At 69.8% G+C, this 21000-nt stretch carries 19 protein-coding genes; 15 read left to right on the top strand and 4 right to left on the bottom strand.

From position 1 onward, the window contains the following. Positions 1-64: 64 nt before the first annotated feature. Positions 65-1639: a GMC family oxidoreductase gene (locus AC07OX_RS07895; RefSeq protein ID WP_495260722.1), complete on the bottom strand. Its 1575-nt coding sequence runs from the start codon at positions 1637-1639 to the stop codon at positions 65-67. Between the two features lie 9 nt (positions 1640-1648). Then, entirely contained in the window at positions 1649-2635 is a 987-nt protein-coding gene (locus AC07OX_RS07900; protein WP_495260721.1) for a Bug family tripartite tricarboxylate transporter substrate binding protein, read from the bottom strand. A 107-nt stretch (positions 2636-2742) separates the two neighbouring features. On the opposite strand from AC07OX_RS07900, the gene AC07OX_RS07905 reads away from it, so the two are divergent. Beyond that, on the top strand, positions 2743-3684 hold the full coding sequence (locus tag AC07OX_RS07905; protein WP_159278049.1) for a LysR family transcriptional regulator: 942 nt from the start codon (positions 2743-2745) through the stop codon (positions 3682-3684). A gap of 13 nt (positions 3685-3697) precedes the next feature. Here AC07OX_RS07905 and AC07OX_RS07910 read toward each other — a convergent pair whose 3' ends face one another. Then, entirely contained in the window at positions 3698-4732 is a 1035-nt protein-coding gene (locus tag AC07OX_RS07910; RefSeq protein ID WP_070061594.1) for a transporter, read from the bottom strand. A 194-nt stretch (positions 4733-4926) separates the two neighbouring features. Between AC07OX_RS07910 and ppk2 the strand changes: the two genes are divergently transcribed. From ppk2 to urtE, 9 genes are all read left to right on the top strand, one after another. Next, positions 4927-5853: a polyphosphate kinase 2 gene (ppk2, locus tag AC07OX_RS07915; RefSeq protein ID WP_174254434.1), complete on the top strand. Its 927-nt coding sequence runs from the start codon at positions 4927-4929 to the stop codon at positions 5851-5853. Between the two features lie 49 nt (positions 5854-5902). Further along, entirely contained in the window at positions 5903-6937 is a 1035-nt protein-coding gene (locus tag AC07OX_RS07920; protein ID WP_495260720.1) for an extracellular catalytic domain type 1 short-chain-length polyhydroxyalkanoate depolymerase, read from the top strand. A 71-nt stretch (positions 6938-7008) separates the two neighbouring features. Then, on the top strand, positions 7009-8445 hold the full coding sequence (locus tag AC07OX_RS07925) for an MFS transporter (RefSeq protein ID WP_495260719.1): 1437 nt from the start codon (positions 7009-7011) through the stop codon (positions 8443-8445). Positions 8446-8489: 44 nt separating this feature from the next. Beyond that, positions 8490-8813, top strand: a complete 324-nt coding sequence (locus tag AC07OX_RS07930; RefSeq protein ID WP_492741750.1) for a nucleotide pyrophosphohydrolase — start codon at positions 8490-8492, stop codon at positions 8811-8813. Positions 8814-8930: 117 nt separating this feature from the next. Next, complete coding sequence (urtA, locus tag AC07OX_RS07935) at positions 8931-10199, top strand: urea ABC transporter substrate-binding protein (protein ID WP_013543023.1); 1269 nt, start codon at positions 8931-8933, stop codon at positions 10197-10199. Between the two features lie 184 nt (positions 10200-10383). Then, on the top strand, positions 10384-11931 hold the full coding sequence (gene urtB, locus AC07OX_RS07940) for an urea ABC transporter permease subunit UrtB (RefSeq protein WP_495260718.1): 1548 nt from the start codon (positions 10384-10386) through the stop codon (positions 11929-11931). Next, positions 11928-13151 (top strand): urea ABC transporter permease subunit UrtC, encoded by a 1224-nt coding sequence (gene urtC, locus AC07OX_RS07945; protein ID WP_495260717.1) that lies wholly within the window; start codon positions 11928-11930, stop codon positions 13149-13151. The genes urtB and urtC overlap by 4 nt, the downstream gene beginning before the upstream one ends. Further along, positions 13148-14026, top strand: coding sequence for an urea ABC transporter ATP-binding protein UrtD (gene urtD / locus AC07OX_RS07950; protein WP_489059498.1), 879 nt, complete (start codon positions 13148-13150; stop codon positions 14024-14026). The genes urtC and urtD overlap by 4 nt, the downstream gene beginning before the upstream one ends. Before the next feature lie 263 nt (positions 14027-14289). Continuing rightward, positions 14290-14982: an urea ABC transporter ATP-binding subunit UrtE gene (gene urtE, locus AC07OX_RS07955; RefSeq protein WP_495260716.1), complete on the top strand. Its 693-nt coding sequence runs from the start codon at positions 14290-14292 to the stop codon at positions 14980-14982. Positions 14983-14986: 4 nt separating this feature from the next. Here the strand turns inward: urtE and AC07OX_RS07960 are convergent, their stop codons facing one another. After that, entirely contained in the window at positions 14987-15799 is an 813-nt protein-coding gene (locus AC07OX_RS07960) for an IclR family transcriptional regulator (protein ID WP_495260715.1), read from the bottom strand. Positions 15800-15897: 98 nt separating this feature from the next. Between AC07OX_RS07960 and AC07OX_RS07965 the strand changes: the two genes are divergently transcribed. From AC07OX_RS07965 to AC07OX_RS07985, 5 genes are all read left to right on the top strand, one after another. Further along, complete coding sequence (locus AC07OX_RS07965) at positions 15898-16683, top strand: enoyl-CoA hydratase-related protein (RefSeq protein WP_495260714.1); 786 nt, start codon at positions 15898-15900, stop codon at positions 16681-16683. 2 nt (positions 16684-16685) lie between these two features. Beyond that, a complete protein-coding gene (locus AC07OX_RS07970) occupies positions 16686-17849 on the top strand; it encodes a CaiB/BaiF CoA transferase family protein (RefSeq protein ID WP_495260713.1) in 1164 nt (387 codons plus the stop codon). Positions 17850-17895: 46 nt separating this feature from the next. Beyond that, a complete protein-coding gene (locus AC07OX_RS07975; RefSeq protein ID WP_070061604.1) occupies positions 17896-18861 on the top strand; it encodes a Bug family tripartite tricarboxylate transporter substrate binding protein in 966 nt (321 codons plus the stop codon). Then, the gene (locus AC07OX_RS07980) at positions 18858-19625 is read left to right on the top strand and encodes an enoyl-CoA hydratase/isomerase family protein (protein WP_495260712.1); all 768 of its coding nucleotides are present in this window, start codon (positions 18858-18860) and stop codon (positions 19623-19625) included. Before AC07OX_RS07975 ends, AC07OX_RS07980 begins: the two co-directional genes overlap by 4 nt. Before the next feature lie 116 nt (positions 19626-19741). Next, the gene (locus AC07OX_RS07985; protein WP_495260711.1) at positions 19742-20998 is read left to right on the top strand and encodes an MFS transporter; all 1257 of its coding nucleotides are present in this window, start codon (positions 19742-19744) and stop codon (positions 20996-20998) included. Positions 20999-21000: the final 2 nt, after the last annotated feature.

Below are 21000 nucleotides of genomic sequence, written 5' to 3' on the forward strand. Positions count from 1 at the left end.
CTACTAGATAAATAGCATTAACCTCATCGCCCAAGCGGCTTGGCGCGTGCCGTCCCGTGGGCGCTCAGGCGCGCAGGTCGTGCCTGACGAGGTCGGCGGCGCGCTCGGCGATCATGATGATCGGCGCGTTCGTGTTGCCCGACACCAGCCGCGGCATCACCGAGCCGTCCACCACGCGCAGCCCCTGCAGCCCGTGGACCCGCAGGCGGGCATCCACCACCGCGGCGCCGTCGTCGGCGGGGCCCATGGCGCAGGTGCCCACCGGGTGGAAGATGCTGCCGGCGCGGCGGCGCACCCAGTCCAGCAGCTGCGCGTCGCTGGCCAGCGCGGGCCCGGGCTCGTGCTCCTGCGCCAGGTAGCGCGCCAGCGGCGGCGCGGCGGCGATCTCGCGCATCTTGCGCACCAGCCGCACGGCCAGCGTGCGGTCTGCCTCGTGCGACAGGTAGCGCGGCTGGATCGACGGCGCCGCCAGCGGATCGGCCGAGCGCAGCATGATCTCGCCGCGGCTGTGCGGGCGCAGCAGGCAGGCCGACAGCGTCACGCCCGGGAACGGGTGCGGCGGCTGGTGCGGCCGCTCGAAGCTCACCAGCCCGAAGTGGATCTGCGCATCGGGCCATCCCGCGGCGTCGTCGCCCGCCCCAAAGAAGGCGCCGGCGCGGTAGACGCCGCCGTTCAGCGCGCCGCCGCGCGTCAGCAGGTAGCGCATGAACTCGCGCGCGCTGCGCCAGCGGCTGTGGGCGATGTCGTTGAGCGTTTCGATGCCCTGGCAGCGGTAGCTGGGCCGCACCTGCAGGTGGTCTTGCAGGTTGCGCCCCACGCCCTCGAGCGGCGCCGCCACCGGCAGGCCGAGGCGCCCCAGCAGCCCGGCCGGCCCCACGCCCGAGAGCTGCAGCAGTTGCGGCGACTGGATGGCGCCGGCGCTGAGGATCACCTCGTGCCGCGCCGAGACGCGTTCGACCTTGCCGTCACGCACGCATTCCACGCCGACGGCACGCCGCCCCTCGAAGCACACGCGGGTCGCCTGCGCGCCCGACAGCACGCGCAGGTTGGGCCGGCCCCGCGCCGGCGCCAGGAAGGCCCGCCCGGTGTCCATGCGCCGGCCGTGGCGCGTCGTCATCCGGAAGTAGCCGGCGCCGCTGTTGTCGCCGCCGTTGAAGTCGGCCGTGGGCGCGATGCCGGCATGCGCCGCCGCGGCGATGAAGGCATCCGACAGCGCATCGCGCGGCAGCGCGGACACCCACAGCGGTCCGTCGGCCGCGGGCTGCGACCGGTCGAAGTAGGGGCGCACGCTGTCCCAGTCCCAGCCCGGGTTGCCCAGGGCGGCCCACTGGTCGTAGTCGGCGCGGTGGCCGCGCAGGTACAGCATGCCGTTGATGAGGCTGGAGCCGCCCGGCCCCCGGCCGCGCGGCCAGGGCAGGCGGCGCTGCGCCATGTCCGGCTCGGGGTCGGTCTCGAAGCGCCAGTCGTGCCGGGGGTGGCCGACCGTCTTGAAGTAGCCGATGGGAATGCGCAGCCACGGGTTGCGCGAGGGCTGTCCCGCCTCGACCAGCACCACCTGCAGCGCGGGGTCTTCGCTCAGGCGGGCGGCCAGCACACAGCCCGCCGAGCCGCCCCCGACGATCACGATGTCCGCCTGCATCGTGCGTGCTCAGTCGGCCTTGATGCCGGCGCCGCGGCCCAGGCGCAGCCACTTGTCCGACTCGGCCGCCAGCACGGTGCGAAAGCGCGCTGGCGTCATCGGCTCCGGCTCAAGCGCCAGCGTGGCCAGGCGTTCGCGCACCTCGGGCGCGGCCAGCGCCTTGGCGAGCGCGTCGCCGAGCCGCTCGACGATCTCGCGCGGCGTGCCGCTGCGCACCGTCATGCCGTCGAAGGAGCGCAGCTCGAAGCCGGCGTAGCCCTGCTCGATCATCGTGGGCACGGCGGGCAGGGCCGGCAGGCGTTGCGCGCCGGTCACCGCGAGCGCGCGCAGCTTGCCGGCCTGGATGTGGGGCAGTGCCGCCGACGCGGTCAGGAACATGGTGTCCAGGCGCCCGGCCAGCAGGTCGCCCACCGCCATCGGGAACTGGTTGTATGGCACGTGCGTGAGCTGGCTGCCGGTCTGCTGGGCGAACAGCGCGCCGGCCAGGTGCGCCGGCGTGCCGTTGCCGCCGGAGCCGAAGCTCAGCGTGCCCGGCCGGGCCTTGGCCGCGGCCTCCAGTTCGCGCGGCGAGCCCAGCGCCGAGGCGGCGGGCGCCACCAGCACGTTGTAGCTCCAGGCCGTCATGCCGACCGGCTCCAGGCTCTTGAGAAGGTCCAGCGACTGGCCCGGGAACAGCAGCGGCGCCACCAGCGAGGCCGACGACAGCATGTAGACCGTGTAGCCGTCGGCCGGCTGGCGCAGCACCTCGCCCAGGCCCACGGTGCCGGCCGCGCCCGGCCGGTTCTCGACGAACACGGTCTGGCCCAGCCCGCCCGCCATGCGCTCGGCCACCACGCGGCCCGCCACGTCTGCCGGCGTGCCGGGCGCCCACGGCACGATCAGGCGCACGGGCCTGGACGGGTACGCCTGGGCCGCGGCGCCGACGGGCAGCAGGCCGGCCAGCAGGGTGGCGGCCATGAGGGCGGCGCAAAGGGATCGCTTCGTCGGTTCGGTCATCGCGGGTCTCCGGGGTGCCAGGGCGGTGGGCGGATTCTGGGCAGGCCGGGGGAGGGCGACAAATGAGAAATCCGAGCGTACTCATACCGTTGCCGATATAAATGGCCATGGCCTCCTTCCTGGAACGAAACCTCACGCTGCGCCAGCTGCGGCTGCTCAGCCAGCTGGGCCGCACGCTCAGCCTGAGCAAGTCGGCCGAACTGCTCAACACCACCCAGCCCGCGCTGTCCCGTACGCTGGCCCAGCTCGAGGCCACGCTGCAGGTGCGCCTGTTCGAGCGCACCACCAAGCGCATCGCGCCCACGGCGGCGGGGCTGAGCATGGTCCGGCACGCCGACCGCGTGCTGGGCGAGCTGATGCTGGCCGAGGAGTCGCTGCGCGACCTGCGCGTGGGCGTGAGCGGCGAGCTGCGCCTGGGCGTGCTGCCCGTGTTCTCGGCGCAGCGGCTCGCGGCCGCGCTGCTGCAGGCCTCGCAGATGCTGCCCCACGTGCGCCCGATGGTGCAGACGCTGGAGATCGAGGACCTGCACGGCGCGCTGCAGGACGGGCGCATCGACCTCATGCTCGCGCACGCGGAGTGGACGGTCGACCTCAACCGCGTCGAGGTCACGCCGCTGTACGAGGAGTTCAGCAGCATCGTGGCGGCGCCGCGGCACCGGCTGGCGCTCAAACGCGCGCCGACCTGGGCCGAGGCCGCCAACGAGCGCTGGGTGCTGCCGCCGCACCGCACGCCGCTGCGGCCCAAGCTGGACCGCATGCTGTCGGTGCACCGCCGCCCGGGCGGTCCTCACCCGGCCGACATCCAGGCCGACTCGGCCCCGCTCGCGCTGCACCTCGTGCGCAGCTCGGGCCTGCTGTGGGCCACCGCCAACCACTACGCCGAAGACTTCGAGCGGCGCGGGCTCGTGCGCCGCATCGCCATGCCGGGCGAACTGCTGCGCGGCCCCATGTGCGCCTTCCGCCTGCGCAGCGAGGCGATGAACACGCCCACGCGCGTCTTCCTGCAATGCATGCAGGACGCGGCCGCCGCGCCGCTGCCGTCGGATTGAGTGCGACCGCGCCTCAGCGCTTCTTGCGAAACGCCGTCCAGGCGGCCACGGCGGTGAAGGTGGCGACGATCGCCACCACGATCCAGAACCCGTGCCTGTGCTCCGCCAGCGGAATGCCGCCCACGTTCATGCCGAACAGGCCGGCCAGGATGTTGATCGGCAGCGCCAGCACCGTGACCACCGTCAGCACGAACAGGCTGCGGTTGTTGTCCTCGTTGACGTTGGCGGCGATTTCTTCCTGCAGCAGCTTGATGCGCTCCTGCAGCGCCTGCATGTCGCGCAGCACCACCGAGAACTCCTCGGTCGAGCCGCGCAGCTCCTGAACGTCGGGCTCGGCCATCCAGGCCGGCGGGCCCTGCAGCAGGCGGAACAGCGCGGCCGGCTCGGGCGCCAGCAGCCGCTGCAGCCGCACCAGCAGCCGGCGCAGCACGCCCAGCCGTGCGCGCTTGTGGTCCAGGCGCCCGGCCAGCAGCTCGTCCTCGATGCGGTCGATGCGCGAGGTGACGCCGCGCACGATCTTCACCAGCACGTCGGCCTGCGCGCGCAGCAGGTGCTCGAGCAGTTCGGTGCTCGAGCGCGGCGCCTCGCCCGCCTTCACGGCCGTGCGCAGCGCGTCGACCGAACGCAGCGGCTTGGTGCGCGCCGTGACCACCAGGCGCGGGCCGACGCTGATCCACAGCGTCGAAATGTCCGAGGGCTCGAAGCTGAACTCGAAGTGCACGTCGTTGATGACCGCGATCAGCGAGTCGTCGGCGCGCTCGATGCGCGTGGAGGGCAGGCCTTCGTGCAGTGTCTCGTAGAAGGTGTCCGACAGCGCCGCGTGCCGCACCAGCCAGCGCTCGGCGTGCGCATGGCTCAGGTTGAAGTGCAGCCACACGTAGGCGTTGCTGTCGCCGAGCTGGCCGGCATCCGCCAGCCACGCGGCAGCCTGCGCCGAATCGATCGCCCGCGCGGGTTCCGGCGCCGCGGCGTCGAACAGGTAGCCGCAGATCAGCCCGGCTTCGTCGCCGCCATAGGACTGCGCGGCGAGGTCATGAAATACCGACAAGGTGCGTGGTCAGAAAAGACATGTGAACAGGCAGACGCCCGTTTGGCGGGCTGCCAGCATGCCCCGGATGGTGTTCGTGCCATGTGACAACGGCGTGTCGGCTTACAGAAAACAGCCGCAAAACCGTCACGCCGCGGTCATGCGGCGGGTGCAGCATGCTTTTTGTCTACCCGCCACTCTTGCCCCTTTTCATCATGCTGACGAGCGCACTTCCCGACCACGAAGACCTGATGCAACGCATCGCCCGCGACCTGATCGACAGCTACGACGAAGAGCTCGAACTGGAGATCGAAGACCGCAACCTCGACGGGCTCGACCCCGCATCGGCCGCGTCTTCCGTGTCCGACAAGGCGGCGCGCCAGGCCTACTTCAAGGAACTCTTTCGCCTGCAGGGCGAGCTGGTCAAGCTGCAGGACTGGGTGCAGCACAGCAAGCAGAAGGTGGTCATTCTTTTCGAAGGCCGCGACGCGGCGGGCAAGGGCGGTGTCATCAAGCGCATCACCCAGCGCTTGAACCCGCGTGTGGCCCGCGTGGCCGCGCTGCCCGCGCCCAACGACCGCGAGCGCACCCAGTGGTATTTCCAGCGCTACGTGGCGCACCTGCCGGCGGCCGGCGAGATGGTGCTGTTCGACCGCAGCTGGTACAACCGCGCCGGTGTCGAGCGCGTGATGGGATTTTGCAGCGACGACGAGTACGAGGAGTTCTTCCGCACCGTGCCCGAGTTCGAGAAGATGCTCGTGCGCTCGGGCATCAAGGTCATCAAGTACTGGTTCTCCATCACCGACGACGAGCAGCACATGCGCTTCCTGGGCCGCATCCACGACCCGCTCAAGCAGTGGAAGCTCAGCCCCATGGACCTCGAGAGCCGCCGCCGCTGGGAGGAATACACCAAGGCGAAAGAGATCATGCTGGAGCGCACCCACATCCCCGAGGCGCCGTGGTGGGTGGTGCAGGCCGTCGACAAGAAGAAGGCGCGCCTGAACTGCATCAGCCACCTGCTGGGCCAGCTGCCCTACCAGGAAGTGGCGCACGCGCCGGTCGAGCTGCCGGCGCGCGAGCGGCATGACGACTACCTGCGCCAACCCGTCCCTGCCAGCATGATCGTCCCGGAAATCTACTGAAGGCTTCGCGGCCGTTTGGCCGCCCGGCGCTTTGCCTGCACACTGCGCCATGGCCCGTCGCTCCACCGCTTCTTTCTTCGCCCGCGCCTATGAGCGCAACCTGAAGGCGCTCACCAAGCTCACGCTGAGCAACGGCAAGCGCGTGGCCGGCCAGGTGCAACGCGCGACCGCCAAGCGGCTCAAGCCGCCGCCCGGCAAGGGCGACTGGATCAGTGGCATGGCGATGGGCGCGGGTGGGGCGCGCGGCTATCACCTGTTTCGTCCGGCCGACCTGGTGCTGCAGCCCGGCGAGAAACTCCCGCTCATGGTCATGCTGCACGGCTGTGGCCAGACCGGTTGCGACTTCGCGGCCAGCACGCGCATGAACGCGCTCGCGGTGCGCCAGCGTTTTCTCGTGCTCTACCCCGAGCAGGACCGCATCGCCCATCCGCAGGGCTGCTGGAACTGGTACGAGCGCCGCTCCGGCAAGGCCGATGCCGAGGCCGCCACGCTGATGGCCGCCGTCGACCAGGCCTGCATGCTGTACCCCGTCGACCGCGACCGCGTGGCCGTGGCCGGCCTGTCGGCGGGCGCGAGCATGGCGGCGCTGCTGGCCACGCGCTACCCGAACCGCTTTCGCGCGGTGGTCATGCACTCGGGCGTGGCGCCCGGCGCCGCGAAGTCGTCGGCCACCGCGCTCGGCGCCATGCGCGGACAGCACGTGCCCCCGATGCCCGTCACCGCGGTCGGCAAGGCCATGGGCGCGGCGGCCGTCTTCACGACGCTGCCGCCGATGCTGGTGCTGCACGGCGACGCCGACGCCGTGGTGGCGCCCAGCAACGCCATGAGCAGCGCGGCCGTCTGGGCCACCGCCGTGGGCGCGCACGCCGGCATCGCGCGCGACCTGCAACGCGGCCAGCGCCGCGCCATGCGCGTGACCGACTTCAAGCGCCAGGGCCGCACCCTGGTCACGCTGTGCGAGATCGCGGGGCTCGGCCACTCGTGGAGCGGCGGGTCGCGGGGGCAGCTGTTCAGCGACCCGCTCGGGCCGGATGCCACGCGCATGACGTGGGCCTTTGCGTCCGCGCAGTTCGACAAGCGCTGAACGCCCGCGCCCTGCGCGCATGACCTCGCAGGTCATTGCCGCGATGCCGGCCGGTGCCGACAGTGGGGGCCATGACCTCGTCGAACCCTGCCGTTTCTTCTGCCCCATCGATCGCGTCCGCCACACCGGGTCCGCTGGGCCTGTGGGTCATGCTCAGCGGCACCTTCCTGGTGGTGCTCGATTTCTTCATCGTCAACGTCGCGCTGCCATCGATGCAGCACGACCTGCAGGCCAGCGCGGGCACGCTGCAGCTGGTGGTGGCGGGCTACGGTCTGGCCACCGCCGCGGGCCTGGTCACGGGCGGGCGGCTGGGCGACCTGTTCGGCCGGCGCCGCATGTTCATGCTCGGCCTGTTGTTGTTCACGCTCGCCTCGGCCGCCTGCGGCGTGGCGCCGAACGCCGGGCTGCTCGTGGCCGCGCGCCTGCTGCAGGGCCTGGCCGGCGCGCTGCTGCAGCCGCAGGTGCTCGCGATGATCGGCCTCGCCTACACGGGCGAAGACCGGGCGCGCGCCTTCGCAGCCTACGGCCTCACGCTGGGCCTGGCGGCCACGCTGGGGCAGCTGGTGGGCGGCGCGCTGATCCATGCCGACCTCGCGGGGCTCGGCTGGCGCAGCTGCTTTCTCATCAACGTGCCCATCGGCCTGCTGGCGCTCGTGCTCGCGCCGCGCGTGGTGCCACCGCTGGCGCAGGGTCGCGGCGGCAGCCGGCTCGACCTCGCCGGCATGGCGCTGGTCGCCGCCGGGTCGGTGTCCGTGGTGCTGCCGCTGGTCGAAGGGCGCCAGCAGGGCTGGCCGCTGTGGAGCTGGCTGTGCCTGGCCGCCGCCGTGCCGCTGTGGGGCCTCTTCGCCGGGCAGCAGCGCCGCCTTGCGGCACGCGGCGGTGCGCCGCTGGTGGCGCCGGCGCTGCTCGCCAACCGCCGCTTCGTGACCGGGCTGCTCACCACGCTGGCCTTCTATGCGGGCAACGCCTCGTTCTATTTCGTGCTCGCGCTCTATCTGCAGCAGGGGATGGGGCTGGGCGCGCTCCACTCGGGCATCGTCTTCACCGCGCTGGCCGTGGGCTTCTTCGCGACCTCGATGGCCGGCGCCCGCATCGCCCGCCGCTTCGGCGGCACGCCACCGATCGCGCTCGGCGCCCTCGTGCTCGCGGCGGGGCATGCGCTGCAGTGCGCCAACGTGGCCGGCTGGCCGGGGCACGCGCATGTCGTGGCGTGGATGGTGCCGCTGCTGTTCGTGCAGGGCGCGGGGCTCGGCATGGTGATGGCGCCGCTGGTGTCCACCGTGCTGGCCGGCCTGCCGCCGCAGCATGCGGGCGTGGCGTCGGGCGTGCTGTCGATGGTGCAGCAGGCGGGCAATGCGCTGGGGGTGGCGTTGGTCGGGATCTTGTTCTATGGGCAGTTGGGGGGCGAGGGGGACTACACGGCCGCGTTCGGTGTGGCGCTGGTCTATCTGATGGTGTCGGCGTTGCTGGTGGCGGTGCTGCATGGGCGGGGCAGTCGCATGGCGTAGCCGGGCGGCCATGCCAAACTCGCGGCAGACCCCGCAGGATTGACATGGCCACCGAACTTCAAGCACTGACCCAGGCCTTGCGCGACTTCGCACAAGCCCGCGACTGGGAGCAATTCCACTCCCCCAAGAACCTCGCCGCCGCGCTGTCGGTCGAGGCGGCCGAGCTGCTCGAACATTTCCAGTGGCTCACCGAAGCGCAAAGCCGGGCGCTGCCCGCAGACCAGCGCGCGCAGATCGGCACCGAGATCGCGGATGTCCTGCTCTACCTGCTGCAGCTGGCCGACAAGCTCGGCATCGACCCGGTCGAGGCGGCCAAGCACAAGATGCTCGCCAACGCCGTGAAGTACCCGGCCCCGCCACCCGCCTGAGTACCTCCGTGTACGCCACCCGGCGTATTTCCCCTTTGTGGTGCGTTCCGCAGACTCCTCTCCATCGCCAGCCCCGTGCTGTCGACAAGGTTCAACCCACCCGGAGCAGGAGTCCACATGCAACGTCGTTTCACACTCAAGGCGCTCACCGCCGCCGTCGCGCTGGCCAGCATTTCTGCTGCGCCCGCATTTGCTGCCGACACCATCAAGGTCGGCGTGCTGCACTCGCTGTCGGGCACGATGGCCATCTCGGAAACCGTGTTGAAAGACACGGTGCTGATGGCCATCGACGACATCAACAAGAAGGGCGGCGTGCTGGGCAAGCAGCTGGAGCCCGTGGTGGTCGACCCGGCCTCCAACTGGCCGCTGTTCGCTGAAAAGACCAAGCAGCTGCTCGGCCAGGACAAGGTCTCGGTGATCTTCGGCTGCTGGACCTCGGTGTCGCGCAAGTCGGTGCTGCCGGTGGTCGAGGAAATGAACGGCCTCTTGTTCTACCCCGTGCAGTACGAGGGTGAAGAGCTCTCGAAGAACGTGTTCTACACGGGCGCCGCGCCCAACCAGCAAGCCATTCCGGCCGTCGACTACCTCATGAGCAAGGAAGGCGGCGGCGCCAAGCGCTGGGTGCTGCTGGGCACCGACTATGTGTACCCGCGCACCACCAACAAGATCCTGCGCGCCTACCTCAAGAGCAAGGGCGTGGCCGATAAGGACATCGACGAGAAGTACACCCCCTTCGGCCACAGCGACTACCAGACCATCGTCGCCGACATCAAGAAGTTCTCGGCCGGCGGCAAGACGGCGGTGGTGTCGACCATCAACGGCGACTCCAACGTGCCCTTCTACAAGGAACTGGGCAACGCGGGCCTGAAGGCCAAGGACGTGCCGGTCGTCGCCTTCTCGGTCGGCGAGGAAGAACTGCGCGGCGTGGACACCAAGCCGCTCGTGGGCCACCTCGCGGCATGGAACTACTTCATGTCGATCAAGAACCCGACCAACACGGCGTTCATCAAGCAGTGGAGCGACTACGCCAAGGCCAAGAACATCGCCGGCCACAAGGACAAGCCGCTCACGAACGACCCGATGGAAGCCACCTGGATCGGCATCCACATGTGGAAGCAGGCGGTCGAGAAGGCCAAGTCGACCGACACCGACAAGGTGATCGCGGCGATGGCCGGCCAGACCTTCACGGCACCGTCGGGCATCGTCTCGAAGATGGACGAGAAGAACCACCACCTGCACAAGAGCGTGTTCATCGGCGAGATCAAGGCCGACGGCCAGTTCAGCGTGGTGTGGAAGACGCCGGGCCCGGTCAAGGCCAAGCCGTGGAGCCCGTACATCGAAGGCAACGACAAGAAGCCCGATTACCCGGCCGGCAAGTCGATGTAAGTGTGTTTCTCCCTCCCCCGCTGGGGGAGGGCAGGGGTGGGGGCTGACGGCGGTCGATCAGGTCGCAGCGCCTGAATGAGCGCCGCGTGCCCCCATCCCAACCTTCCCCCGGAAGGGGAAGGGGCCAACCCCAACTTCCAGTTTCATGATGCTTCGACGAACCCTTCACTGCGCATTCGCCGCCATGCTCCTCGCAGCGTCGGCCGCCCACGCGCTGACCGCCGACGAAGCGAAGGCCATCGCCTCCGGCGAATCCGAAGCCCGCATCGCCGCGCTCAATAAGGCCGTCCTCACCGCCGACGACAAGACCGCCGCGTTCATCCAGGCGATGTCCGACGACGCCGTGAAGTACACCGAAGACAAGGTCTTCGTGATGAAGGACGACAAGGGCTTCGACCCCGTCACCGGCTCCGAGCTGAAGGTGCCCGACACCGCCGAGGACGTCGTCAACAACAACCTCATGCGCGGCGCACTCGATGCCGCACAGGCCGCACTCAAGCTCACGAGCACCGACGACGCGGTGCGCGCCGAAGCCGCGCAGGCGCTCTTCAAGGAGCCCGACGAATCGCGCATTCCGATGGTCGAGAAGGCGCTGGCCGCCGAGACGAATCCGAAGATCAAGGCGCAGCTCGAACTCGTGCGTGCCGCCAGCATGCTCACCAGCGCCGACAAGGCCAAGCGCCTGGCCGCGGCCAAGGAGCTGGGCAACAACCGCAGCCCCGACACCAAGCTGCTGCTGAACCAGCGCCTGGCCGACGAGACCGAAGCCGACGTGAAGGCGGCCATCACCGCATCGATCGCCAACATCGACGGCGCGCTGGTCTGGGGCGACCGCATCAACGCCGTGTTCAGCGGCATCAGCCTGGGCTCGGTGCTGCTGCTCGCCGCGCTCGGCCTGGCCATCACCTACGGGCTGATGGGCGTCATCAACATGGCGCACGGCGAGCTGATGATGATCGGCGCCTACGCCACCTACGTGATGCAAGGCATCTTCCAGAAGTACATGCCCGAGGCGGCCTTCGGCTGGTACCTGGTGGCCGCCATTCCCGTGTCCTTCCTCGCCTCGGCGCTCGTGGGCGCGGTGCTCGAGCGTGGCGTGATCCGCTTCCTCTACGGCCGTCCGCTCGAGACGCTGCTCGCCACCTGGGGCATCAGCCTGATGCTGCAGCAGCTGGTGCGCTCGCTGTTCGGCGCGCAGAACGTCGGTGTGGAGAACCCCGGCTGGATGAGCGGCGGCTTCACCATGCTGAGCAACGTCACGCTGCCGTGGAACCGCATCTGCATCATCGTCTTCGCGGCGCTGGTGCTGCTCGCGATGGGCTGGCTCATCGGCAAGACGCGCCTGGGCCTGTTCGTGCGCGGCGTCACGCAGAACCGCCCGATCGCCTCGTGCATGGGCGTGAACACCGCGCGCATCGACACTTACGCCTTCGCGCTCGGCTCCGGCATCGCGGGCCTGGCGGGCTGCGCCCTGAGCCAGATCGGCAACGTCGGCCCCGACCTGGGCCAGAGCTACATCGTCGACAGCTTCATGGTGGTCGTGATGGGCGGCGTCGGCCAGCTCGCGGGCACCGTGTATGCGGCGCTGGGGCTGGGCATTCTCAACAAGTTCATCGAAGGCTGGGCGGGCGCGGTGCTCGCGAAGATCGCGGTGCTTGTCTTCATCATCATCTTCATCCAGAAGCGCCCGCAAGGCATCTTCGCGATGAAGGGCCGGAGCGCAGAGGCATGAGCAAGGTCACATTACCAACCAAGGGGCCGCTGCTGAGCGGCAAGGGCTGGACGGCCTTCTTCGTCGCGCTCATCGTCGTGTGCGCCGTGGCGCCCGTGCTCAACATGTGGGTGCCGGCCGACAGCCCGCTGCACATGAGCGACTACGCCGTGGCGCTGGTCGGCAAGATCATGTGCTACGCGATCTGCGCACTGGCCATGGACCTGATCTGGGGCTACACCGGCATCCTGTCGCTGGGCCACGGCCTGTTCTTCGCGCTGGGCGGCTACATGATGGGCATGTACCTCATGCGCCAGATCGGCCGCGACGGCAACTACAAGAGCGACCTGCCCGACTTCATGGTGTTCCTCGACTGGAAGGAGCTGCCCTGGCACTGGACCTTCAGCGGCAGCTTCGGCATGACGCTGCTGCTCATCGTGGCGGTGCCCGGCCTCATCGCCTTCGTGTTCGGCTTCTTCGCTTTCCGCTCGCGCATCAAGGGCGTGTACTTCTCGATCATCACGCAGGCCATGACCTTCGCGGCCATGCTGCTGTTCTTCCGCAACGAGACGGGCTTCGGCGGCAACAACGGCTTCACCGACTTCAAGCGCATCCTGAACATCCCGATCGCCACGCAAGAGATGCGCATGACGCTCTTCGCGCTCACCGGCCTCACGCTGCTGGGCTTCTTCCTCTTCGCCAAGTGGCTCATCGGCAGCAAGTTCGGCCGCGTGCTGCAGGCCATCCGAGACGCCGAAACGCGCGTGATGTTCTCGGGCTACAACCCGCTGCCGTACAAGCTCACGATCTGGGTCATCTCCGCCATCATGTGCGGCGTGGCCGGCGCGCTGTACGTGCCGCAGGTCGGCATCATCAACCCGGGTGAGATGAGCGCGGCCAACTCCATCGAGATCGCGGTGTGGGCCGCAGTCGGCGGGCGCGCCACGCTGATTGGGCCAATCATCGGCGCCTTCATCGTCAACGGCGCCAAGAGCTGGCTCACCGTGGCCTACCCCGAGTACTGGCTGTACTTCCTGGGCGCCTTGTTCATTGCTGTCACGCTGTTCCTGCCGAACGGCATCGTGGGGTTGGTGCGCCAGTGGTTGTCGCGCGAGAAGACGCAGAAGGCCGCAGCACCGGCCGCGAAGGAAGCGCGGCGCGAGCCCACCGCCTCGCACGCCGAGCCCGAAGCGACCGTGCAGGCGCCCCTGGTCGCCGATGTGAAGGGAGCCCGCGCATGACGCCCGACCTGATGGAAGCCGGCGCCGAGCGCGCCGCACGCGCGGCCGGTCTGCACGCGGCCACGGGCCAGACCGAATCGGGAGGCCGCACCGCCGACTTCGGTCGCCATGTCACGCCGGGCGAGGTCGACATCACCCATGGCCGCATCCTGTACCTCGAAGACGTGAGCGTGAGCTTCGACGGCTTCAAGGCCATCAACAAGCTCTCGCTCGACATCGCGCCGGGCGAGCTGCGCTGCATCATCGGCCCCAACGGTGCTGGCAAGACGACGATGATGGACATCATCACCGGCAAGACCCGCCCCGACTCGGGCACCGTGTTCTTCGGCAGCACCATCGACCTGCTGCGCCACCGCGAAGCCGACATCGCGCAGCTGGGCATCGGCCGCAAGTTCCAGAAGCCGACGGTGTTCGAGCACCTCACGGTGTTCGAGAATCTCGAGCTCGCACTGAAGACCGACAAGGGCGTGCGCGCCTCGATGCTGTTCAGGCTCGACTCGGCCCAGAGCGACCGCCTGGCCGAGGTGCTGGAAACCATCCATCTGGCCGACAGCGTGTCGCGCCTGGCCGGCAACCTGAGCCACGGCCAGAAGCAGTGGCTCGAAATCGGCATGCTGCTCATGCAGGACCCGAAGTTGCTGCTGCTCGACGAGCCCGTGGCCGGCATGACCGACGAGGAAACCGCCCGCACCGCCGAGCTGTTCCTCACGCTCAAGGGCAAGCATTCGCTGATGGTGGTGGAGCACGACATGAGCTTCATCCGCACCATCTCCGAGATCGTGACCGTGCTGTGCGATGGCTCCGTGCTCGCGCAAGGCACGCTCGACGAAGTGCAGGCCGACGAACGCGTGATCGAGGTCTACCTTGGGCGGTGAACTTGTCGTCGCAGCCAGAGCCGGCGGCATCAACGCCACGACCAGCGCCCGGTGTGCGGTGCGGCGTGGGCGGCCCCTCTGTGCCGCCGAGGAGCGCAGCGTTTCGCGGATCAGGGCTCGCAGCTGTTTGAGCGCAGCGAGTTCTGCGAGACCCCGCGAAACGCGAGCACCGCAGGGCAGCCCGAAGGGCCGGCACAGTGGGGCCGACCGCGCCGTGCCGCACACCGGGTGCCCCCGATAAAGATCAAGGAAGGCGTCCCACCATGCTGACAGTCAAGAACATCCACCAGTACTACGGCGGCTCCCACATCCTCAGAGACGTGAGCTTCCAGGCCACGCTCGGCAAGGTCACGGTATTGCTCGGCCGCAACGGCGTCGGCAAGACCACGCTGCTGAAGTCGCTCATGGGCCTCGTGCCCATCAAGAGCGGCAGCATCGAACTCGAAGGCAAGCCGATCCACAAGGCCACGCCGTACGACAGGGCCAGGGCCGGCATCGGCTTCGTGCCGCAGGGCCGCGAGATCTTCGCGCGGCTCACGGTCGAGGAGAACCTGCGCATGGGCCTGGCCTACAAGAGCGGCAGCACGCCGATTCCTGCGGAGCTGTTCGAGCTGTTCCCCGTGCTCAAGCAGATGATCAACCGAAGAGGCGGCGACCTTTCGGGCGGGCAGCAACAGCAACTGGCGATTGCGCGCGCCCTCGCGCCCAAGCCCAAGCTGCTGATCCTCGACGAGCCCACCGAGGGCATCCAGCCCAGCATCATCAAGGACATCGGCCGCGTCATCCGCATGCTCGCCGACCGCGGCGACATGGCCATCGTGCTGTGCGAGCAGTACTACGACTTCGCGCAGGAGCTGGCCGACGACTACCTCGTGATGGAGCGCGGCGAAGTCATTGCGCGCGGCCTGGGCAAGGACATGGAAGCGCAGGGCGTGCGGCAGTTGGTTGCGATCTGACGCGCTACCGCGCCCACGTCTTGCGCAGGTCTGCCGCAAGGCGCAGCAGCAAGTCTGCGTGCGCCTGCAGTGCGTCCGTCGACACCTCACCCGTCGTCGGAAAACTCACGTTCATCGCATAGAGACTGCCTGACGGCTCACGCAGCGGCAGCGCCACCGCCGTCATGCCCGGCGCCCAGTTCGCGTGGCAATAGCCTTGCGCGTCCACCGCACGCAGCGCCGCATCCACCTGCCGCTGCAGCGCGGGCCAGTCGCTGCCATGCGCCTTGCGCAGCCGGCCCAGCAAGGCCTTGCGTTCCGTTGCCTGCATGCCCGCGAGGAAAGCGCAGCCCAGCGACGTGCTCGCGATCGGCAGGCGCGAGCCCGGCAGGATGCGCCGGAAGATGCCCAGCCGGCTGAAGCGCACCGAGTCCAGGTACACCATCTCCAGCTGGTCGGTCACCGCCAGGCCCACGTTCACGCGCCGGCCCTCGGCCAGCGCACGCATCAGCGGCAGGGCCTGCGCCAGCGTCTGCTCCGAGGTGCGGAACGACAGGGCCAGGCTCAGGCACGCGGCCGTCAGCCGGTAGCCGCGCTGCTCCAGGTCGTAGGCGAGAAAGCCCGCATCCACCAGCGAGCGTGTCAGGCGGCTCACCGTGGGCCGCGGCAGCTGCGTGCGGTCGGCCAGCTCGGCGTTGGTCAGCACGTCCACTCCATGACGGAAGGCGCGCAGCAACGCCAGCCCGCGCTCGAGCGAATGGCTGCCCGGCGTGCTGCGCACGAAGGTGCCGGTCGACTGCGTTTCGGCCCGGGTGGAGGTGGAGCGGGGCGTGGGCATGATTTCGGTGAGCGAAATTGCAGCATTGTCACCGCCAGGGTGCGCCGGAATACTGAGCCCATGCCCGACACAGGGCGAGCAACGAACCGGAGACACGCTTGGAATTCACGGAACTCAGGTACGCGGTGACCGACCGCGTCGCCTCGATCACCTTCGACCGCCCCGACCGGCTCAACGCCTGGACGCCCACGCTGGAGGCCGAGCTGCGCGAGGCCATCCACCTGGCGCAGGCCGACGACGACGTGCGCTGCGCCGTGCTGACCGGCGCCGGGCGGGGCTTCTGCGCCGGTATGGACATGGCGGTGCTGGGCGCAGCCGCCCGGCCGCCCGTGCCGCAGGCGCCCTCGGACGACGACCTCGCGCAGCGCTACGGCTACCTCGGCGGCTTCGACAAGCCGCTGATCGCCGCGATCAACGGCGCGGCGGCCGGCGTCGGGCTGTGCCTCACGCTGCACGCCGACCTGCGCTACGTGGCGGCCGGCGCCAAGCTCAGCTTTCCCTATGCGCGCCGCGGCCTCGTGGCCGAGCACGGCACGGCCTGGCTGCTGCCGCGCCTCATCGGCCCGATGCATGCGGCCGACCTGCTGCTGACCGGCCGCACCGTGATGGCGCAAGAGGCCGATCGCATGGGGCTGGCCTGCCTGCTGCCGGCCGAGGGCTTTCTCGACGCGGTGCTCGCGCGCGCCGGCGAGATCGCGAACGCCGCCTCGCCGCGCGCCACCCGCGTCATCAAGCAGCAGCTGCGCGCCGCCCGCTACCAGACGCTGGGCCAGGCCACGCGCGAGGCCGACCGTGAGATTGCTGCCTGCCGCGACACCGACGACTTCCGCGAGGGCGTGCAGCACTTCCTCGACAAACGCGCCCCCCGATTCACAGGACATTGAACATGACGAACCCTTTGCACCACATCGCCGCCGCGCAGCCGCTGGCCGGCATCAAGGTCATCGAGGTCGGCCAGAACATCGCCGGGCCCTACGCGGGAGAGATCCTGTCCTCGCTCGGCGCCGAGGTGGTGAAGATCGAGCGGCCCGGCGCGGGCGACGACGCGCGCGGCTGGGGCCCGCCGTTCTGGCGCGGCACCGCGACCACCTTCCAGGCCATGAACCACGGCAAGAAGAGCATCGCGCTCGACCTGAAGAACCCGGCGCACGTGCAGTGGCTGCGCGAACACGCCACCGAGGCCGACGTGTTCATCCAGAACATGCGCCCCGGCTCGCTCGAAGAACTGGAGCTCGGCCCCGACGTGCTGCGCGCGCTCAACCCCCGGCTGGTGTACTGCTCGCTCTGGGCCTTCGGGCACAAGGGCCCGATGCGCCTGGCGCCGGGCTACGAGCCGATGGTGCAGGCCTTCGCAGGCATCTTCAGCATCAACGGCGCCGAGAGCGGCCCGTCGGCGCGCGTCGGCATGCAGGTGCTCGACCTGGGCACCGGCATCTGGGCGGCGCTGGGCTGCATTGCCGCGCTGCTGCGGCGTGCGACCACGGGGCAGGGCTGCGTGGTCGACACCTCGCTCTTCGAGACCGCATTGGGCTGGCTGCAGGTGATGATGGCCGGCTTCCACGCCACTGGCCGCCAGCCCGAGCGCCACCGCAGCGGCAACCCCAACGTGGTGGTGTTCCAGGCGCTGCCCACCGAAGACGGCGAGATCGTCGTGGCCGCCGCCAACGACCGCCTGTTCGCCAAGCTCGCGCGCGCCACGGGCCACGAGGAATGGACGCGCGACGAGCGCTTTGCCAGCAACGCACTGCGCGTGCAGCACAAGGCGCTGCTCATCCCCGCGCTGGAGGCCGTGTTCCGCACGCGCTCGACGCAGCAGTGGCTCGACGCGCTGGAGCCGCTGGGCATTCCGTGCGCGCCGATCCAGGACTTCGCGCAGGTGCTGGCGCAGCCGCAGACCGAGGCCATCGGCATCTTTCAGACCGTGCCCGACGAAGAACTGCGCATCGTCGGGCTGCCGCTGTCCTTCGACGGCGAACGCCCGCAGGTGCGGGCCCGCGCGCCCGACGTGGGCGAGCACAACGAGGCGCTGGGCGCCGGCGCGCTCGGCTGAGCGCCTACCGGCCACGACATTCAAAAACAGACAGGAGACACATCCCATGCACAGAAGACACTGCCTCGCCTGGCTGGCGGGCCTGCCGTTCGCGGCCACCGCCGGCATCGCGCTTGCTCAGGACAAGGACAAGCCGATCCAGATCATCGTGCCCTTCGGCCCCGGCGGCTCGGGCGACATCTCGGCGCGCATGCTGGCCGAGTTCCTCACGCGCAAGACCGGTCGCGCGGTGGTGGTCGACAATCGCCCCGGCGGCAACGGCATCATCGGCGTGGAGGCCGTACGCAACGCGCCGGCCGACGGCTCAGTGCTGCTGCTGGCCACCACCTCCACGCACCTGGCCAACCCCAGCCTGTTCCGCAAGCTGCCCTACGACCCGGGCAAGGACTTCCGGCTGGTCGGCTCCTTCGGCCCCGGCTCCACCTACATGCTGGTGCGGCCCGACGCGCCCTACAAGACGTTGCAGGAGTTCGTGGCCGCCGCGAAGAAGGCGCCGGGCAGCATCAACTACGGCCACTTCAACGCGACCTCGAAAGTCACGGGCGCGCTGTTCGCGCACGAGGCCGGCATCGAGCTTGCGCCCATTCCGTACAAGCAGGTGAGCCAGGCGATGTCGGAGCTCATCGCCGGGCAGATCCAGGTGGTGTTCACCGACACCGTGGCCGGCGACGCCTTCGTGGCCTCGGGCCAGCTGCGTGCGCTGGCCGTGCACAGCGACGCGCGGCTCAAGCGCTACCCCGCGTTGCCGCTGATCGCCGAGACGTACCCGAAGTTCACCATCCGCGGCGGCTTCCTCGGCATTGCCGTGCCGGCCGCGACGCCGGTGGAGATCCAGCAGAAACTCAACACCTGGATCAACGAGGCCGTGACCACCGACCCGATCCGCTCGCGGCTCGAGGGCTTTGCCTTCGCTCCGGCCAAGGTCAGCCTCGCCGACCTTGCCACCTTCGAGCGTCAGGAGCGCGAGAAGTGGAAGGGCTACGTCGACATCGCCAAGCTGGAGGTCCAATGAGCCACATCGCATCCCTCGAGTCGGGCCACGCGCACGTTGCGCTGCTCGAAATCCGCCGCGGTCCTTTCAACTACGTGAACGAGGCGCTGCTGCGCGAACTGGCCGACCACCTCGACCGGCTCGACGCCGAGCCCGGCTGCCGCGCCATCGTGCTGGCCGCCGAGGGGCGCGCCTTCAGCGCAGGCGCCGACTTCAACAGCGGGGACGACGACGGCACCTCGCGCGACCCCGGCCCGCTGTACGCGCAGGCGATGCGGCTCTTTCGCAGCGCCAAGCCCCTGGTCGCCGCGGTGCATGGCGCTGCGGTGGGTGCGGGCCTCGGCCTCGCGGTGGCGGCCGACTTTCGCGTGAGCTGCGCCGAAGCGCGCTTCAGCGCCAACTTCAACCGCCTGGGCTTTCACCCGGGCTTCGGCCTGAGCGCCACGCTGCCGCGCCTCGTCGGGGCGCAGCAGGCCGGGTTGCTGTTCTTCACGGGGCGGCGCATCGGCGGCGAGGAAGCGCTGCGCATCGGCCTCGTCGACCAGCTGGTGCCGGCCGACGAGGTGCGCGCGAGCGCGCTGGCGCTGGCGGGCGAGATCGCGCTGTCGGCCCCGCTCGCCGTCGAAGCCACCCGCGCCACCCTGCGGCGCGGCCTGGCCGACGCCGTGGCCGAGGCCAACCGCCACGAGCGCGAGGTGCAGTGCGTGCAGTTCGCGACCGACGACTTCAAGGAAGGCGTGCGCGCCATGGCCGAGCGCCGGGCGCCGCAGTTCCAGCGGCGCTGAGGCTTCGTCTGCAAGACGGTACCGACGCGCCGCACGAGAGCATTTTCACAATTTAAGGGTTTACCCTAGAATCGGGCCTTGCCCGCGTCCGCCGGGCACCCCCCAGGAGCCCGGCCTTGAACGCCTCACCGTCCGCCCGCGAAGGCGCGGAAACCACCGCCATTGCACCGTCCGTTTCGTCCGCCCAGTTCCTGCGCGCGGTGCTCGCGCTCGGCGTCGGCGGCTTTGCCATCGGCACCGGCGAGTTCGTCATCATGGGCCTGCTGCCCGAGGTCGCGAAGGACATCGCCGTCACCATTCCGCAGGCCGGCCACGTCATCAGCGCCTATGCGCTGGGCGTGGTCATCGGCGCGCCCGTGCTCGCGGTGCTGGCCGCCGGCTGGGGCCGCCGCGCGCTGCTGATCGCGCTGATGGCCGTGTTCGCGGCCGGCAACTTTGCCAGCGCGATGGCGCCCGGCTACCTGTCGCTCAACCTGCTGCGCTTTGCCACCGGCCTGCCGCACGGCACCTACTTCGGCGTGGCCGCGCTCGTGGCCGCCACGCTCGCGCCGCCGGGGCGGCGCGCGCGCGCCGTCGGTCTCGTGATGCTGGGGCTCACCGGCGCCACGCTGGTCGGCGTGCCCATCGCGGCGTGGCTGGGCCAGCTGTTCGGCTGGCGCGCGGCCTTCGTGTTCGTGGGCGTCATCGCGCTGGTTGCCGTGGTGCTGCTGCGCCGCGACGTGCCCGATATCGCACCCGCCGCCGGCGCCAGCCCCTGGCGCGAACTCGGCGCGCTCAAGCGCAAGCAGGTGTGGTTCACGCTGGGCATCGGCGCCATCGGCTTCGGTGGCATGTTCGCCGTGTTCAGTTACATCAAGCCCACGCTGATCGAAGTGGCTGGCCTGCCGCTGGGCGGCGTGCCTTTCGTGCTCGCGCTGTTCGGCCTGGGCATGGTCACCGGCAACCTCGTGGGCTCGCGGCTGGCCGACAAGTCGCTCATGCGCACCATCGGCGGCGTGCTGGTCTACGCGGCGCTCGTGCTTGCCAGCTTCACCTTCGCGGCGCACCACGTCGTGACGGCGGCCTTCACCGTGTTCCTGATCGGCACCACCGTCGCCATCGGCCCGGCCCTGCAGATCCGCCTGATGGACGTGGCCGGCGACGCACAAACGCTCGCCGCCGCGCTCAACCACTCGGCCTTCAACATGGCCAACGCCCTCGGCGCCTGGCTCGGCGGCGTGGCCATTGCGGCCGGCCTGGGCTGGACCTCGACCGGCTGGGTCGGCGCGCTGCTGGCGCTGGCGGGCGTGGGCATCTTTGCTTGGGCGGTCGCGAGCGCGCGTGCGGATGCGCGGCGGCCGGTGGCTGTGGCTTGCGAAGGGTCGGTGGGCTGAGG

The organism is Variovorax sp. GW821-FHT09D07 (genome assembly GCF_059416345.1).